Source organism: Niallia sp. FSL M8-0099, assembly GCF_038006945.1.
Classification (GTDB): Bacteria; Bacillota; Bacilli; order Bacillales; family Cytobacillaceae; genus Niallia; species Niallia circulans.
In genome coordinates this window covers 1,216,676-1,232,986 of sequence record NZ_JBBOWF010000002.1, presented here as the reverse complement: position 1 = coordinate 1,232,986, position 16,311 = coordinate 1,216,676, and the positions used below count along the sequence as shown (strand labels likewise).

Genomic DNA, 16,311 nt, shown 5'->3' with positions numbered 1-16,311 from the left:
GAAAAAATGGTAGAAGCTTTTGGACAACAGGCGTTACTGAGTATTTTGATACATATCGTTTTTATCGCTCTTTCATGGTGGGCATTACAGTCACTAAATTTTGAGAAATTCCTTCGAAAAAACAGAGTTTTTCAAGCACGAGTATTATATGTATTATTAGCAATTATAATGGGATCGATTGTCAGCAATTTCTTACTCGACTATTTAGTTTGGTCACAACAATTGCCATTAATATTGAAGTAATTACCAAAATAAGAAATAATTAATTACAAAGATAGGTCTTCATACATGTTTTCATTCCTTTGTTTTTTAAGTAAAATTCATTTTGTGTGCTTAAATAGTTTGTTCATTGATTAACGTTTTATTCATGTCAAAAAGTGACGATTAATCATTAGTATGCAATTCTTCTCCTTGGAAACAATGGTAGTATGGGGGAGGAATAACAATGAAGATAAATAAAACGTTAATTATAATAACAATATTAATTGGTTTGGCTTGTCTTACAATTGGGAATAACATCACTATCGCGAGAACGAAGTCTGACTTAATAACTATAAATGAAATTTTACAAAAACAAGAAAATGTAACGATTAATGAATGGTCTCTGCATGCAAGAGAAAGGCTGGAAAATGTTACAAGCATTGAAGATGCAAAAGCATATCAGTCAGAGTTAAAAAGAGTTTTCCCAAATGGTGATTGGGTGGAAACGAAAAATCATCAGAGCTGGCAAGCAAAGATGGTCTTGAAATCCAGTGGCCAAATAGAAGAAAGTATAATCTTAACCACTTCTTTAACAACTGATAACGTCCAATCATATATTATGTATGAGGTGAGAGGAAAGAAGTTAGCGAACAAAGAAATGAAAAGGTTAGATATGGAAATTAATAAAAAAATTTCTGACATATTTCGAGGAAAACCAACAATTTTCTCTTGTATTAAAGGCGAATTCAGTGATAAGATGAATGAGACTTTGCCTTATAAAGTTAACCATTTGCTAGATGCATTTCAAGCAAAAAAAGTAGAGGCGTTGGAAGAGGATGATTTTATATCCACCTCCGCATATACGCCGATATTTGAAGAACGAATTGATAATAGCGAAAAGGAAATGAACGTACAAATAGGACTAAGAACACAAGATATGGGAGGAAAAACTACGTTCGTAGTTGGCACACCCATCATAACGATTGAATATTAATATAGAGATATTGGACGCGGAGGGGAATAGACTTTGGATAAAATCATCGTCCGCGGCGGAAAAAGGTTGAATGGAACGGTTAAAGTAGAAGGCGCAAAAAATGCCGTTTTGCCTGTGATCGCCGCTACATTATTAGCAAGTGATGGAAAAAGTATAATTAAATCAGTTCCGACTCTTTCAGATGTATATACGATTAATGAAGTGTTGCGATATTTAAATGCAGAAGTACATTTTGAAAACGGAGAAGTAACTGTAGATGCATCAAATGATTTAAGCGTTGAAGCGCCATTTGAGTACGTTAGAAAAATGCGCGCATCTGTTTTAGTAATGGGATCTTTGTTAGCAAGAAATGGCCATGCAAGAGTAGCATTACCTGGTGGTTGTGCAATTGGTTCAAGACCAATTGATCAACATCTAAAAGGTTTCGAAGCAATGGGAGCAAAGGTTCAGGTTGGTAATGGATTTATCGAAGCTTCCGTAGATGGACGTTTAAAAGGTGCGAAAATCTATCTTGATTTCCCAAGTGTTGGTGCGACGGAAAATATTATGATGGCTGCTTCTTTAGCAGAAGGTACGACTATTATTGAAAACGTAGCAAAAGAACCTGAAATTGTTGATTTGGCGAACTTCCTAAATAAAATGGGCGCAACAGTAAGAGGAGCAGGTACAGGAACTATTCGCATTGAAGGTGTAGAAGTGCTACATGGTACAGAACATACGATTATTCCGGATAGAATTGAAGCAGGGACATTCTTAATCGCTGCTGCTATTACTAATGGAAATGTCCTTGTACAGGGTGCGGTTCCAGAACATTTATCATCCTTGATTGCCAAAATGGAAGAGATGGGTGTTGTTTTCAAAGAAGAAGAAGACGGTATCCGTGTGATTAGTGCAGAAAATTTAAAAGCTGTAGATATCAAAACAATGCCTCATCCAGGATTTCCAACAGATATGCAATCTCAAATGATGGCATTACTTCTTCGTGCAAAGGGAACAAGTATGATTACAGAAACTGTTTTTGAAAACCGTTTTATGCATGTAGAAGAATTTAGACGTATGAATGGCGATGTGAAAATTGAAGGTCGTTCTGTTGTTATGAATGGACCAACTAATCTGCAAGGTGCAGAAGTAGCCGCTACTGATTTACGTGCTGCTGCTGCCTTAATATTGTCTGGACTTGTAGCAGACGGTATTACACGCGTTACAGAGCTTAAACACTTAGATCGTGGTTATGTTAATTTCCACGAAAAATTAGCTGCGTTAGGCGCTGATATTGAAAGAATTACCGAAGAAAGTGAATTAACGTTAACGGCAAGCTATGTTGCAGATTTAAATGCATAAATATAATTGGCAAACTTTATTTATCGATTTCATTCCGATAGATAAAGTTTGTTTTTTTATGGGCAAAATTATACATAATATGAAAAATATCTTAGAATAACCGAGAAGTTCAATAGAGGCTTCTATATGTGTTTCAGTTCCTACTTCTGTTAATATCTGTTATATAATAGAGGGGATTACCGGAGTTGTTTAAAACACAGGATTGCTAAAATAGTATGCAAAACGGATATGTTTAGAACCATAAATTAAGGATATTTCTCTAGAAAAAAGAAGGAATAAAAGCTTGTCCATCTCCATAAGAATGTTTTAGAGACAGTTAAAAAGGTCTTATTTCTATCTTATGGAGGCTTTATTCATGATTAAAATCAAACCTTTCATCGTACTAGGAGTTATTCTGTTTGCTATTACTATACTTATTCCGACCATCCTTGTTCTGCCCTCTATTCAGGATAAAAAGGAAGAGGTAAAGAGTAATATACCACCTGCAGAAACGCCAGAGCCTGCTATTGAAGTAGCTGTATATCGTGAAAATAAACAAGAAGTAGAGAAATTAGACTTAGAAGAATATGTAGTTGGGGTTGTTGCATCAGAAATGCCAGCGAAATTTGAAAAAGAAGCATTAAAAGCACAAGCCTTAACAGCGAGAACATATATTGTAAAAAGAATGATGCATCAAGAGAAAACAGATCTTCCAAAGGGAGCATTAGTTGGCGATACAATAAACTACCAAGTGTATAATAACCGCGAAGAATTAAAGAAAATTTGGGAAAATGATGGGTTAGACTGGAAGAAGAATATGGCTAAAATAGAAGAGGCTGTAGCGGCTACAAAGGGGCAAATTTTAACGTATGAAGGTACTCCTATTGATGCCACGTTTTTCTCCACAAGCAATGGATACACGGAAAATTCAGATGATGTCTGGGCTAATTCCATCTCCTATTTACAAAGTGTGGAAAGCCCATGGGATGTCAATTCGCCAAAGTTTAAAGGGGAAGTGACAATGCCTGTTAAAGACTTCGAGAAGAGCTTAGGCGTTAAGCTTACAGCTGACAGGAAAGTATTAGAAGACGTTAAATATACAAAAGGAAAACGAATTGCAAGTGCCAAGATTAATGGAAAACAATTATCAGGAACAGATATTAGAGAAAAGTTAAGCTTAAAATCAACGGACTTTACAATGGAACGAAAGGGAAATAACGTTTATATTGCTACAAAAGGATACGGTCATGGTGTCGGCATGAGCCAATATGGGGCAAACGGAATGGCCGCAAATGGGAAAAACTATGAAGAAATCGTAAAATACTATTATAAAGGGGTAGATGTAACAGCATCTGATGATATGCTAGCGAAATACACAGCTCAGAAATAAGGAAATCAGCCAAAGCAGCAGTGAAATCAGCCAAAGTAGAGAAATATCAGCCAAAGCAGCGGGTGAATCAGCCAAAGTAGAGAAATATCAGCCAAAGCAGCGGGTGAATCAGCTAAAGTAGAGAAATATCAGCCAAAGCAGCGGGTGAATCAGCCAAAGTAGAGAAATATCAGCCAAAGCAGCGGGTGAATCAGCCAAAGTAGAGAAATATCAGCCAAAACAGCGGGTGAATCAGCCAAAGTAAAGAAGTATCAGCCAAAGCAGCGGATGAATCAGCCAAAGTAGAGAAATATCAGCCAAAGCAGCGGTGAAATCAGCCAAAGCACTAATTACAAGCCTAAAAAGCAAGTCTTCCTCAAGAAGGCTTGCTTTATTTATTGTGACTCCATCCCATTAATAATTAAAATTTTCGTTTCTATGTATAAACTCAAGAACTTTGTCGAAAAATAAGTCTAAAAAATTTTTTAGCATGTAGGTATATATTTATCATTATCTGTTCAGAATGATTGCTGAGGTGATGATAAAATGAGAGAGGAAGAAAACAAACGTACTTCTCCAAAGTCAAAAGTAAAAAGCTTTTTTAAAAAGCGTTGGGCATTTCCAGCCATTTATATCGCAAGTGCAGCTATTATTCTAACAGGGGTCCTATGGTATCAAAATAGCGCATCAGAAACAGATAAGTATAAATATGATAACGCTGATATGCCAACAAAACAAACAGATGAACCTGCAGAACCAGTAGCAAAGGAATTTGAGAACTTTGCATGGCCAGTAGTCGATGAAGATTCTTTCATTACACAAAAAGAGTTCTATGATAATACGGCTAGTAAAGAAAAGCAAGCTGAATCTTTAGTATTCTATAATAATCAATATCAGCCAAACACAGGTATTGACTTAAAAATGGAAGATGATAGCGAATTTGAAGTAGTAGCAGCTCTAAGTGGAACCGTTACAAAAGTTGCGGAAGATTCTCTATTAGGGAATACAATTGAAATTGATCATGACAATGGGATTAAAACATATTATCAATCTGTGAAGGATTTCCAAGTGGAAGAAGGCGCTGAAGTAAAGAAAGGCCAACCATTAGCAACTGCTGGAAAAAGTAAGTTGAATCAAGAAGCAGGAGTTCATGTCCACTTTGAAGTAAGAAAAGACAATGTAGCTGTGAACCCTATTGATTATTTTGGTAAACCGGTAAGTGCTTTACAAAGTGATGATACTTCTGGTGCTACTTCTGGAAATGATTCAGCAGTAGAAAAATCAAGTAATTCCGATGAAGAATTGCCGACAGATAACAAATTAGAAAATGGAACAGACGCTAAACAAGATGAAGATTCAGAAGGGTCTACAACTACAGATCCGAACGCTTAATAACTAGAGGTTGCTATAAGTAGTTTTTACAAAGCATAAAATAAAGATTATGCGAGTGATAGCTACTTTATGGCAACCTTTATGTATTCTCGAAAGAAGTATTTTATGGATGGGAAATGTCGAAGAAAATACGTAAATACAAAGAATTCTCATCTAGACATCTCCCTTTATATCCTCGAATAGTCCACTAAAAGGCAAGACATCTAATAACTCCAGAACATTTATAAGTGAAAAGTAGTAGTATAATTTAACTATAAGTGGAAGACATAAATGGATAATAGTCACTTACGAGCGGAAAATGACAAATTTCTCGGGAAATATTAAACCTCTAGACGATGAAAATAACAGATATTTTTCTAATAATAACAGATGTAAAACCACACATCGGCAATTTCCTCTTTTTAAAAATATCATTCCTGTTTTTCAAGCCAATCAATTGTTTCGCATAAAACGTAGCTATTTAATTCCTCAAAAACAAGTAAATATAGAAAAAAACAGATAAACCTTGTCCCTATTCATATTTTTCTGCATAAAGTCTTACCCAAGCTAATAAAATGTTACAAACCTTACAAAGCGGAAGTTTGGAGTGAGGGGTCGTTTGAAGATAATGGATATGTAGTTGAGGACATGTTTAATCCCTATAAGAACAGAAAGCTTTTGACTTTCTGCCGCATGAAGAAAAGTATTATGCAGGAAAGGAAACGTGCGGGATGAAGAATTTCAACGAAGCGAAAAGCGAGTCTCATTTCACACTTCTCACATCCAATTTAGGGAGGGCGAGTGGTGTGCACGATTACATCAAAGAGAGAACTATCAAGATTGGAAAGTATATCGTGGAGACGAGAAAAACGGTTCGCGTAATAGCGAAGGAGTTTGGCGTATCCAAAAGTACAGTCCATAAAGATTTAACAGAAAGACTTCCTGAAATTAACCCAGATTTAGCAAATGAAGTGAAAGAGATCCTTGATTATCATAAATCAATACGACATCTACGCGGTGGGGAAGCAACAAAAATGAAATATAAAAAGGAAGAGCTTGAAGGGGAAACTGTACAGTAAGAAATTCCAGGGTAATGCTTTATCATGAATGCATTAATCAAATAGAAAAAGTATGCAATATTAAGTTACCCTGGAAATATTTAAAACAGAAAGGGAAGTTTAGAAAAATGGAGTTACAACAGTCTATCGGTGGAGGTGTCTCCATCGATAGAGAAAAAGAATGAGTATAAAAAGCAACTCATTTTGGAATGCTAATAAAGGGTACATAATAGCTAAAAGGACCTTGGAAGCAATGTCCTTTTTCTTGTTTGAGAAAAAAGAAAATTATTTTGTGAAAAAAAACTCATTTTTTTTACAAAAAGTTACTTATTTCGTGATCTTATGATAAAATAAAAAATTAGAGTGGTTTAAATAGATAGAGAAAAAAACATACAAATTTTAACCTGAAAAATACATAATTCACTTTACAAAAGAATGAAAATGGTTGATTTAATATAGAGCGATAAGAAAGACATATTTAAGCGAGGTAAATATTTAGTGGCATTTAAAAAGGCGCTATAACTGTGTGAATGGAAGGAATTCTTAGGAATGTTTTTTCGTTTAACTACATTTAATGAAACTTAAATATGAGGATGTCGTTACATATAGTGTGGAAGCCAGCTCTTTGTCTCTATAAGGAAAATGAAATTATAAAATGAAAAAAATGGAAAAGCTAAAGGCGAAGGAGGAGCATATATAATGTTTGCTAGAGATATTGGTATCGATTTAGGAACAGCAAATGTACTCATTCATGTAAAAGGAAAAGGGATTGTATTAAATGAGCCTTCTGTTGTGGCATTAGATCGCAATACAGGCAGAGTGTTAGCGGTAGGAGAAGAAGCTCGTAGTATGGTCGGACGTACGCCTGGAAATATTGTTGCTATTCGCCCACTAAAGGATGGCGTTATCGCTGATTTTGATGTAACAGAAGCAATGCTAAAGCATTTCATTAATAAATTGAACGTAAAAGGATTTCTTTCAAAGCCAAGAATTCTTATTTGTTGTCCAACAAATATTACTAGTGTGGAACAAAAAGCAATTAAAGAAGCAGCCGAAAAAAGTGGTGGAAAGAAAATCTATTTAGAAGAAGAACCAAAGGTTGCAGCGATTGGTGCAGGAATGGATATTTTCCAACCAAGTGGAAATATGGTTGTTGATATTGGCGGCGGTACTACAGATGTAGCAGTGCTATCAATGGGGGATATCGTTACTTCTTCTAGTATTAAAATGGCTGGAGATAAATTTGATAATGAAATTCTCCAATATATTAAACGAAAATATAAGCTCTTAATTGGAGAACGTACGGCAGAGAATATAAAAATTAATATTGGAACTGTTTTTCCAGGTTCTAGAAAAGAAGAAATGGATATTCGCGGTCGTGACATGGTTTCTGGTCTTCCAAGAACTATTACGGTACATTCAGAGGAAATTGAGCAAGCATTAAGAGAGTCCGTATCTGTTATTGTACAAGCTGCTAAAAGTGTCTTAGAAAGAACACCACCTGAGCTTTCTGCTGATATCATTGATCGTGGAGTTATCTTAACTGGTGGTGGAGCATTACTTCACGGGATTGACTTACTATTAGCGGATGAATTGAAGGTTCCTGTATTAGTAGCTGAAAATCCAATGGATTCTGTAGCAATCGGTACAGGAATAATGTTAGATAATATTGATCGTCTTCCAAAAAGAAAATTAAGCTAAAAAATGGGGGGGCATAAACAAGTGAAAAAACTTGTTTATGCATAGGAAAATGAAATCTATTTATTTCATACCCGTTTGTATAAGTCTTAAACCTAAAAAATCGGAATGGAAAAATTTCTTTTTCTTATTCCGATTTTTTATTTAGCTGTTTCTGTTTTTTTAGTAACCATAAGGTTCTTCTTCCTCCTTTATCTTCCAGTAGATTGTTCCTATGAATAGCCGATATAATAAATGATTAATATAACGAACATTTTTAGACTTTTTTCAACAAAATTTAATGTAATCTTTTGATATTTTTTTTATAATAGAATATATATGCTTGAATCGAAATTTTTGTATAGATAGGAGACAATTATGTTTAAAGGGTTCTATACAGCAGCTTCTGGTATGCTTGCTCAGCAGCGCAAAACCGAAATGCTTTCTAATAATATGGCCAACAGTACGACACCGGGTTTTAAAGCAGATCAATCATCCATGAGAGCTTTTCCTGAATTATTACAGCAAAGCGTTAGGAAAAATGCAGCTGGTACTGTAGAAAAGCAGCAAGTAGGCTATTTAGCAACAGGAGTCTATATGCAAGAAATAATCCCGAAGTTTACTCAAGGTGATCTTAATCAAACAGGATTAAAGACAGATTTAGCAATCTTAAACGCGAATGTTCCAGGGAATGGAACGAATGCTGGCGGCGGATTATTTTTTACAGTGCAAAATGATAATGGAGTTGCTTATTCGAGAAACGGAAATTTCACCTTAGATGGCCAAGGGTATTTAACTACTTCTAGTGGTGCTTACGTTTTAGATGAAAATAATGAACGAATTCAACTTACAAGTACGGATTTCTCTGTTACATCTGATGGAGTGCTTACAAGCAGTAATGGAGAAGTGTATCGTCTTGGAATAAGTTATACAGATTCACCGGAACAGCTCGTAAAAGAGGGGGATGGTTTGTATCGAGCACAAGATGGAGCCGCTCTACAAAGTGCTTATGCAAATAACCAAGTTACCTTTCAAATCAATCAAGGTTTTTTAGAGAATTCTAATGTTGATACAGCGCAGACAATGACAGATATGATGACTGCTTATCGAGCATTTGAAGCTAATCAGAAAATATTGCAGGCTTATGATAAGAGCATGGATCAAGCCGCAAATGAAATTGGTAAGCTATAAGAATCATTTAGATAGTAGTAAAGGGGGGAATCGCTATGAATAGAACGATGATAACGGCTAGTAATACTTTAACACAGCTGCAAAAGCAAATGGATCTTATTAGTAATAATATGGCTAATGTTGATACTACAGGCTATAAAAGGCAAAATGGGACGTTTACAGATATGCTTTATCAGCAATTTAATAATCAAAAGGATGAAACGCAGGAAGTCAATCGTCAGACGCCAAACGGCATCAGGCAAGGAGTAGGCGCTAAAATGGCTCAAACGCAATTAGTGATGACACAAGGAATGATTAAATCATCTGATCGCGTTTTGGATACTGCATTGACGAAAGAAGGACAATTATACAGAGTATTGGTGCAAGACGGAGGAACTTCCGAAATGCGTTATACGAGAGATGGAGCGATGTATTTATCACCTGTATCTAATAATGAGAATATGCTGGTTACGAAAGAAGGCCATGCTATCCTTGACGAGAATAATAACCCAATTTTATTAAATAATAATGTTAAAGAATATGCTTTTTCATCAACAGGAACTTTAACAATTCAATTGAATAATGGCGGGCAGGAAACCTTTAATCTCGGCATATCGTATGCTAATAATCCGCAAAGCCTTGAAAAAACAGGGGAGAACTTATATCGACTCTCTGACACTGCTGATGAAAATCAAGTAATGGTCGATTTGAATGGCGGCAGAAGAAATGAAATTGCAATGAAACAAAATGCATTAGAACAATCTAATGTGGATATAAGCAAAGAAATGGTCAATCTGATTGCTACACAGCGCTCCTACCAATTTCAGTCCAGATCCATCTCTTTAGCAGATCAGATGATGGGATTAGTGAATGGAATACGTTAAAAAAGGAGAAAAGTGATGGCATTAAATAGCAGTAGTCAAGAAATGGTTAAGACAAGAGAACAGGTTAAAAAAGATCAAAAAGAGAAGAATAATCCAGAAGAGAAAGCTTCTCCTAAACAGAAGATTAGAGTTCGTCTGTTTCCTATATGGCTACGTATTGTTGTTATTATTTTAGTAATGGCTGTAAGTGTTCTAGCTGGAGCCGTTGTCGGTTATAGTGTAATGGGAAACGGAAAAGCAACAGATACCTTTAAAAAAGATACCTGGATGCATATTGTCAATTTGATAAATGAAGAGTAAAGAAGATGGGAATTTGTAAAAATAATTACAGATTCCTTTTTTGCTGGTGTGCTGGAATGATCAAATTAACGAAATAGCTGTTCAGGATGATAGCTAGAACAACTATTTTAAAAAACATCTTAAAAAAGGAGGGGATATCCCTTCCTTTTTCATAGCTTTTTTTAGTACAATATAATATAACCACATATTAGTAGGAGGTCACAAAATGTTAGATATTAATCAAATTAAAGAAATAATTCCTCATCGATATCCATTTTTATTAGTAGATAGAATTTTAGAAGTGGAAGAAGGTAAAAAAGCTGTAGGTATTAAAAATGTATCGGCAAATGAAGAATATTTTAATGGGCATTTCCCTGAATACCCAGTTATGCCAGGTGTATTAATTGTAGAAGCATTGGCGCAAGTAGGAGCGGTTGCCATGTTGATTAAGGAAGAGAATAAAGGAAGATTAGCTTTCTTTGCTGGAGTAGATAACTGCCGCTTTAAAAAGCAAGTGTTTCCAGGAGATCAGCTGCGACTAGAAGTAGAAATGACAAGACTACGTGGCAATTTTGGAAAGGGAAAATGTGTAGCTACTGTTGATGGTGAAATTGCCTGTGAAGCAGAAATTATGTTTGCCCTTGGAGATAAGAAAGAAGCATAAAAAGGCAGAAAGAAGAGGTGTCTGTTTAAACGAGCAGCTTCTTCTTTTTTTCTTTACAACATTGTTTATTATTGGAATTGAATAATAAGGCGTAATAATTTTCTTTTCTTGGATAACCTAATAACTGACCAAATGAATGGTCATGAATGATACTTATCAAGAAAAGGGGTATAACGAATGACTAAATGGATGAAGTTATTAGGAGTTTCAGCGTTATCTGCTATGCTGTTAACTGCTTGTGGTAATGATGATGATAATCAAAGTCCTCCACCGGATGATGATACCACAATCGAAGATAAAGACTTAGATACGAATGACGTTGTTCCAGACAGAGGTACTGATCTGGATAATGACAACGAACCAGATGTACCAGATGAAAATAAAGATGATGATCTAGATCCAACAAAGGATGATAATGATCCTGGTGAAGATATGATCGAAGATAAAGATGATATGAAAGACAAAGACGATATAGATCGATAAAGAGCCTATATGTTCAGAATCTCAAGGTTATTCCAGGCCTTGAGATTCGTCTATTCAATAGTTCTCCTGCAACCTACAGCTTCTTCTCCAAAAATGTCTGTGGCTTGCTTTGCATCAGCTCAGTAAATTTATTCGATAATTTTTTCCCTTCATAGCCTTCTTCGATTAGATATTGGAGCAATAGCTCTGCATAGTCTTTTCTGTCTCTTTTTAATGTTCCTTCTAAAAGAATGCTTGCTTTATCACCAAAATTTTGGATAGACAGAATCGTTACTTCAAAAGGAGCGGGATCATTTTCTTTTTTTGAGATAACAGCTTGAACAAGCAACTCCTCCTTCTTCTGAAATGCTTCATCAAGAAAAGCGATAGCAGCTAATTCTGTATAAACCTCAATTAGCCAATGATTAAAATCATCTTCTTTATTTATAATCAATCCATCAATCAATTTAATCGGCACTAGCTTTTCCTTCGTGAGAATCTGTAAAGAAATTAATTTAAAAGTTTTCACGATAATCCCTCCCCAGGCAAATTCTCCTTTTCTTTTATTATACCTTACCTTGATGAATTATCTAAGCTCTCGAATGATCCGATTGGAAAATAAGTGAATATAATTCTATTTCGTATAGTACAAAAATATTCTCCCTGCCTCCATCTGAAAACAATCTCTTTAAAAATTATATTAATAAAAGTTTGTTTTATATTGTTCACTATTTTTTAATCTATTCTTTCTAAAAGGAGAATGTTTTATAATTTTTGCTAACATTTGCTTCTAAAAACTAGCTTTCATCACAGCCTTTCATCAATAATTCCCCAAGGTGATTATATCCTGATATTGGCAGAAAAGCAGAATAACGTCAGCTCTTGGCGAAAAAGGAATAAAAATGCGATATTTACTGACTAAATTACTAGTATATACAAGAGAGAGACAGTACTTTCGTCCCTTAATAAATATAAGAATATTGTGATATTTTTATATAGTTCGATATATTCCGAAAATAAAGAAGGGGTAGAGGGGAGTTTTAACATGAAACTTAGAAAAGTATTTTTTCTAGTTATTATGCTCTGTATGCTATTTTCCAATAGTGTATTGGCAGCAACTGTACCAGATAAGGAAATTCGTAAAAAAGGAGAAGAAAACAAGCAAAATATCCAAACCATAAAGGTGGACGAGCTAGAGACCACTTATAATAAAAACGATACGGTTCGGGTAGTGGTAGAGATGAACACGGAGCCGACGGTGCAATATGCTCAAGCACAAGCAAAGCAAGTAAAAGAATTGCCTAAATCAACAAAAGAAAAATTAAAGAGCGAAAAGTTAGCAGAGCAGAAAAAAGTAAAAGAAAAAGTAAAAGCAAGAAAAGTAAAATTTAAGGAATTAGAGAATTTCACCACCATTTTTAATGGTTTTAGTGGAGAAATGAAGTACGGAGATATTGAAAAAATCGAGGAACTTCCAGAGGTAGCAAAAGTACATATTGCCACAGCTTATGAAAGACCAGAAGAAGAAGCAGACATGATATATAGTAAAGAACTTGTACAAGCTCAAGATGCTTGGCGGGATTATGGTTTTAAAGGCGAAGGAATGATTGTTGGTGTAATTGATACCGGCATTGACCCAAATCATAAGGACATGGTACTTTCTGATGAAACAGAAGAGGAATTGAGCAAGGAAGAAATTGCCCAATTTAAAAAGGAAAATGGGCTTAAAGGTAAATTTTATAGCGAAAAGGTACCATACGGATATAACTATATGGATGAAAATGACATTATTCAAGATATCGCTGAAGGGGCAAGTATGCATGGGATGCACGTCGCAGGTACTGTTGGAGCAAATGGCGATGAAGACAATAATGGGATTAAAGGAGTTGCGCCAGAGGCACAGCTTTTAGCGTTAAAGGTTTTCGGAAATGACCCAACTGTATCGACTACCTGGGGAGATATTTATATTAAAGCTATTGATGATGCGATCGTATTGGGTGCAGATGTCCTTAACATGAGTTTAGGATCTCCAGCAGGTTTTGTTGCGGCCGATGCACCAGAGCAGCAAGCTGTAGAGCGTGCTGTGGAAAATGGAATTATGATGTCTATTTCAGCTGGAAACTCTGCCCATTTTGGAAATGGCTTTGCCAATCCATCTAGCTCTAACCCTGATATTGGAGTATCTGGTTCACCAGGTGTTGCCTATGATAGTTTACAAGTTGCATCTATTGAAAATAGTTTTATAGATATTGATGCACTTTCCTATCAATATGATGGTCAGATGGAACAAGCTGGATTCCTGTCAGCAGGCAGTGTTCACCCAAATTCAGTTACGGAAAAAACATTTAAAATTGTTTATGCTGGATTAGGGAAACCAGAAGAATTAGCCGCAGTTGATGTGAAGGATAACTATGCGCTCATCCAAAGAGGCGAAATCGGCTTCGTGGATAAAGCAATCAATGCACAGCAGGCAGGGGCAGCTGGTGTTATTATTTATAATAATACAGATGGCTTTGTTAGCATGGCAACAGATGCAAGCATTAAGATTCCTCAACTATTCTTATTAAAAACAGATGGGGATAAATTAGCAGCAGCTCTTCAAAGTGGTGAAACTATCTCGATTACATTTGATGGCAAAAAAATAACTTCCGCTAATCCAGAAGCCGGAAAAATGAGTAGCTTTTCCTCATGGGGCCTAACGAATAACTTAGACTTTAAACCAGAAATCACAGCACCAGGTGGACAAATCTATTCTACTTTAGAAAATAATCAATATGGGATGAAGAGTGGAACGTCGATGGCAGCTCCGCATGTTTCAGGGGGATCTGCCCTTGTATTAGAACGTGTAGATAATGAATTCGATGTATCAGGCTTTGATCGAGTAAACATTGCGAAAAATCTCTTAATGAACACCGCTAAACCGGTGACAGATATTGGAACAGTAAACAGTGCATTTGACTGGGAGGTACCATATTCTCCACGTCGTCAAGGTGCTGGATTAATGCAGCTGCATGCAGCATTACAATCACCTGTTATAGTAACGGAGAAGAAGACGAAAGAAGGGAAAGTAGCCTTAAAAGAAGTAGGAAACACCTTTACTTTTACTCTAGAAGCGAAAAACTATAGTGATAAGAAGGTTAAGTATGATGTGGCTGCAAATATACAAACAGACTTTGCGGCTTACGGAGAGTTAGGTTATACTGCTAATCTATTAGAAGCACAGAAGATTTTGGATGCAAAGATAAAAGTAAATGATAAGAATGAAACAACGATAAGCATTCCTGCCAACAAAAGCAAAAAAATTAAAGTATCTGTTGATTTAACAAATGCAAAAGTAATTGATCCTTCTCAAACAGGCAGTTGGGAAACACCTGTAGCGATTGATCGCGTATTTGAAAATGGCTATTTTGTGGAAGGGTATGTAACATTAACAGATCCTCAGGAAACAAATGCAACATTAACCGTGCCGTATGTTGGATTTAAAGGTGACTGGAACAAAGCACCCATTTTAGATGGGATGAAATATGATGAGACATCTTTCTATGGCATGGCTGGAGCGGTGACAAAAGAAGGAGAAGACTTCCTATACCTTGGATATGATCCGATTACAAGTAAGTTTACAAAAGAAGGAATTGCCATTTCTCCAAATAATGATGGAGTCCAAGAAGAAATAATTCCGGTTCTATCGTTTTTAAGAAATGCAAAGAAAGTTCAATTCTCTATTGTTGATAGTAAGGGGAAAACCGTAAGGACATTACGTACACAAGAAGAAATTAGAAAGAATTACTATGATGGCGGCAAAGGAACAAAATATGTTCTTGATTCCAATTGGGCATGGGATGGAAAAGTGAATGGAAAGCTAGTGGAAGGGCAATATTTCTACCGCGTTAGTGCAACCCTTGACTATAAAGGTGCAAAACCACAGATAGTAGATATTCCGGTTATTGTTGATACAGTAAGTCCAACTGTTGAAGTGGACTTAGCAGAAGATAATAAAGTATTGGAAATTGCTGCGTCTGATGATGAAAATGGCTCTGGGATTTCTTATTTAGATATTTTAGTAGATGGGAAATCAGTTGTAACTACTCCAGTCAGCGGTGAAACAACTGAATTTACTTTGCCGAATGAAGTAAAACCAGGTACATCTGTAACAGTTGTTGCGTATGATTATGCTGGCAATAAAGAGGAAGCAAGTGTGGTTGCCGAAGAAGAGGAGAAGGATACAACTATTCCCGTAATCTCTTTAGCGACCCCAGAAGCTTTAGAGGTGTATGGAGAAAAAGAAGTGGTATTTAGTGGAACAATCAAGGATGAATCGGACCTTAAAGAATTTACGATTGGCGGTCAAAAAGTAGACACTGTTTATAATGAGGAGAAAGAAGAATATACCTTTAATACAGTCATTCCTTATGAAAATGGCGTTCATTCTGTTGAAATCAAAGCAATAGACAGTGCTGATAATACAGCAGTCTTTAAACGAAGCTTTATCGTTGATGCTGAAGCACCCGTCATCTCCTTCAAAGGGCTTTCTGGCAATCGAATCGTAAATAGCAATGGCAAAAATCCAACTGTACATGTAACAGTAAAGGATAATTTTGATGATATTCAATTAGCTCTAAATGGAAGTGAGCTTTATTATCAGACATTTAAAGAGCCATATGCTATGAGAAGTTTAGAAAAAACAATCAAGAAAGTGGAATTAGACTTAGAAAATGGCTTAAATGAATTTGAATTCACAGCAACCGATTTAGCTGGCCATAAAACAACGAAAACTGTTTATTTCTATAAGATGACTAAACAAGAAAATCGAAAAGATATTAAAGTCCCAGAGGATAAATAAACAAACCGATCTATAAAAGAAG

The 16,311-nt window shown here is 35.7% G+C and carries 14 protein-coding genes; 13 read left to right on the top strand and 1 reads right to left on the bottom strand.

Translation table 11 applies throughout. The features are described 5' to 3' along the window. Positions 1-6: 6 nt before the first annotated feature. The 12 genes from NSQ92_RS20615 to NSQ92_RS20560 all read left to right on the top strand — a co-directional run bounded on the left by NSQ92_RS20615 (position 7) and on the right by NSQ92_RS20560 (position 11,470). Positions 7-243, top strand: a complete 237-nt coding sequence (locus NSQ92_RS20615) for a DUF1146 family protein (protein ID WP_047945077.1) — start codon at positions 7-9, stop codon at positions 241-243. Positions 244-445: 202 nt separating this feature from the next. Then, positions 446-1,195, top strand: a complete 750-nt coding sequence (locus NSQ92_RS20610; RefSeq protein ID WP_047945078.1) for a YwmB family TATA-box binding protein — start codon at positions 446-448, stop codon at positions 1,193-1,195. A 33-nt stretch (positions 1,196-1,228) separates the two neighbouring features. Then, complete coding sequence (gene murA, locus NSQ92_RS20605) at positions 1,229-2,536, top strand: UDP-N-acetylglucosamine 1-carboxyvinyltransferase (RefSeq protein WP_047945079.1); 1,308 nt, start codon at positions 1,229-1,231, stop codon at positions 2,534-2,536. 355 nt (positions 2,537-2,891) lie between these two features. After that, positions 2,892-3,905 carry a stage II sporulation protein D gene (gene spoIID / locus NSQ92_RS20600; RefSeq protein ID WP_047945080.1) on the top strand — a complete coding sequence of 338 codons (1,014 nt, stop codon included), beginning with the start codon at positions 2,892-2,894 and terminating at the stop codon, positions 3,903-3,905. Between the two features lie 525 nt (positions 3,906-4,430). Beyond that, entirely contained in the window at positions 4,431-5,276 is an 846-nt protein-coding gene (locus NSQ92_RS20595; RefSeq protein ID WP_047942703.1) for a M23 family metallopeptidase, read from the top strand. 785 nt (positions 5,277-6,061) lie between these two features. Then, entirely contained in the window at positions 6,062-6,334 is a 273-nt protein-coding gene (gene spoIIID, locus NSQ92_RS20590) for a sporulation transcriptional regulator SpoIIID (protein ID WP_016204804.1), read from the top strand. A gap of 678 nt (positions 6,335-7,012) precedes the next feature. Next, positions 7,013-8,014 carry a rod shape-determining protein gene (locus tag NSQ92_RS20585; RefSeq protein WP_061800827.1) on the top strand — a complete coding sequence of 334 codons (1,002 nt, stop codon included), beginning with the start codon at positions 7,013-7,015 and terminating at the stop codon, positions 8,012-8,014. A 354-nt stretch (positions 8,015-8,368) separates the two neighbouring features. Further along, positions 8,369-9,181 carry a flagellar hook-basal body protein gene (locus tag NSQ92_RS20580; RefSeq protein WP_341151883.1) on the top strand — a complete coding sequence of 271 codons (813 nt, stop codon included), beginning with the start codon at positions 8,369-8,371 and terminating at the stop codon, positions 9,179-9,181. Between the two features lie 35 nt (positions 9,182-9,216). After that, positions 9,217-10,044, top strand: coding sequence for a flagellar hook-basal body protein (locus NSQ92_RS20575; RefSeq protein WP_328282836.1), 828 nt, complete (start codon positions 9,217-9,219; stop codon positions 10,042-10,044). Positions 10,045-10,059: 15 nt separating this feature from the next. Next, positions 10,060-10,344, top strand: a complete 285-nt coding sequence (locus NSQ92_RS20570) for a DNA-directed RNA polymerase subunit beta (RefSeq protein WP_061800824.1) — start codon at positions 10,060-10,062, stop codon at positions 10,342-10,344. A 205-nt stretch (positions 10,345-10,549) separates the two neighbouring features. Next, entirely contained in the window at positions 10,550-10,987 is a 438-nt protein-coding gene (gene fabZ / locus NSQ92_RS20565; RefSeq protein ID WP_047942697.1) for a 3-hydroxyacyl-ACP dehydratase FabZ, read from the top strand. Positions 10,988-11,164: 177 nt separating this feature from the next. Beyond that, positions 11,165-11,470, top strand: coding sequence for a hypothetical protein (locus NSQ92_RS20560; protein WP_047942696.1), 306 nt, complete (start codon positions 11,165-11,167; stop codon positions 11,468-11,470). Positions 11,471-11,543: 73 nt separating this feature from the next. Here the strand turns inward: NSQ92_RS20560 and NSQ92_RS20555 are convergent, their stop codons facing one another. After that, positions 11,544-11,978 (bottom strand): YwpF family protein, encoded by a 435-nt coding sequence (locus tag NSQ92_RS20555; protein ID WP_047942694.1) that lies wholly within the window; start codon positions 11,976-11,978, stop codon positions 11,544-11,546. 516 nt (positions 11,979-12,494) lie between these two features. Here NSQ92_RS20555 and NSQ92_RS20550 point away from each other — a divergent pair. Further along, positions 12,495-16,289 (top strand): S8 family serine peptidase, encoded by a 3,795-nt coding sequence (locus NSQ92_RS20550; RefSeq protein WP_341153182.1) that lies wholly within the window; start codon positions 12,495-12,497, stop codon positions 16,287-16,289. Positions 16,290-16,311: the final 22 nt, after the last annotated feature.

What these genes read in the sequence shown, in the direction of transcription:
- NSQ92_RS20595 (WP_047942703.1), top strand. Translation starts at nt 4,431, where the DNA reads ATGAGAGAGGAAGAAAACAAACGTACTTCTCCAAAGTCAAAAGTAAAA.
- NSQ92_RS20610 (WP_047945078.1), top strand. Translation starts at nt 446, where the DNA reads ATGAAGATAAATAAAACGTTAATTATAATAACAATATTAATTGGTTTG.
- NSQ92_RS20560 (WP_047942696.1), top strand. Translation starts at nt 11,165, where the DNA reads ATGACTAAATGGATGAAGTTATTAGGAGTTTCAGCGTTATCTGCTATG.
- fabZ (WP_047942697.1), top strand. Translation starts at nt 10,550, where the DNA reads ATGTTAGATATTAATCAAATTAAAGAAATAATTCCTCATCGATATCCA.
- NSQ92_RS20550 (WP_341153182.1), top strand. Translation starts at nt 12,495, where the DNA reads ATGAAACTTAGAAAAGTATTTTTTCTAGTTATTATGCTCTGTATGCTA.
- NSQ92_RS20575 (WP_328282836.1), top strand. Translation starts at nt 9,217, where the DNA reads ATGAATAGAACGATGATAACGGCTAGTAATACTTTAACACAGCTGCAA.
- NSQ92_RS20585 (WP_061800827.1), top strand. Translation starts at nt 7,013, where the DNA reads ATGTTTGCTAGAGATATTGGTATCGATTTAGGAACAGCAAATGTACTC.
- NSQ92_RS20615 (WP_047945077.1), top strand. Translation starts at nt 7, where the DNA reads ATGGTAGAAGCTTTTGGACAACAGGCGTTACTGAGTATTTTGATACAT.
- spoIID (WP_047945080.1), top strand. Translation starts at nt 2,892, where the DNA reads ATGATTAAAATCAAACCTTTCATCGTACTAGGAGTTATTCTGTTTGCT.
- NSQ92_RS20570 (WP_061800824.1), top strand. Translation starts at nt 10,060, where the DNA reads ATGGCATTAAATAGCAGTAGTCAAGAAATGGTTAAGACAAGAGAACAG.
- NSQ92_RS20580 (WP_341151883.1), top strand. Translation starts at nt 8,369, where the DNA reads ATGTTTAAAGGGTTCTATACAGCAGCTTCTGGTATGCTTGCTCAGCAG.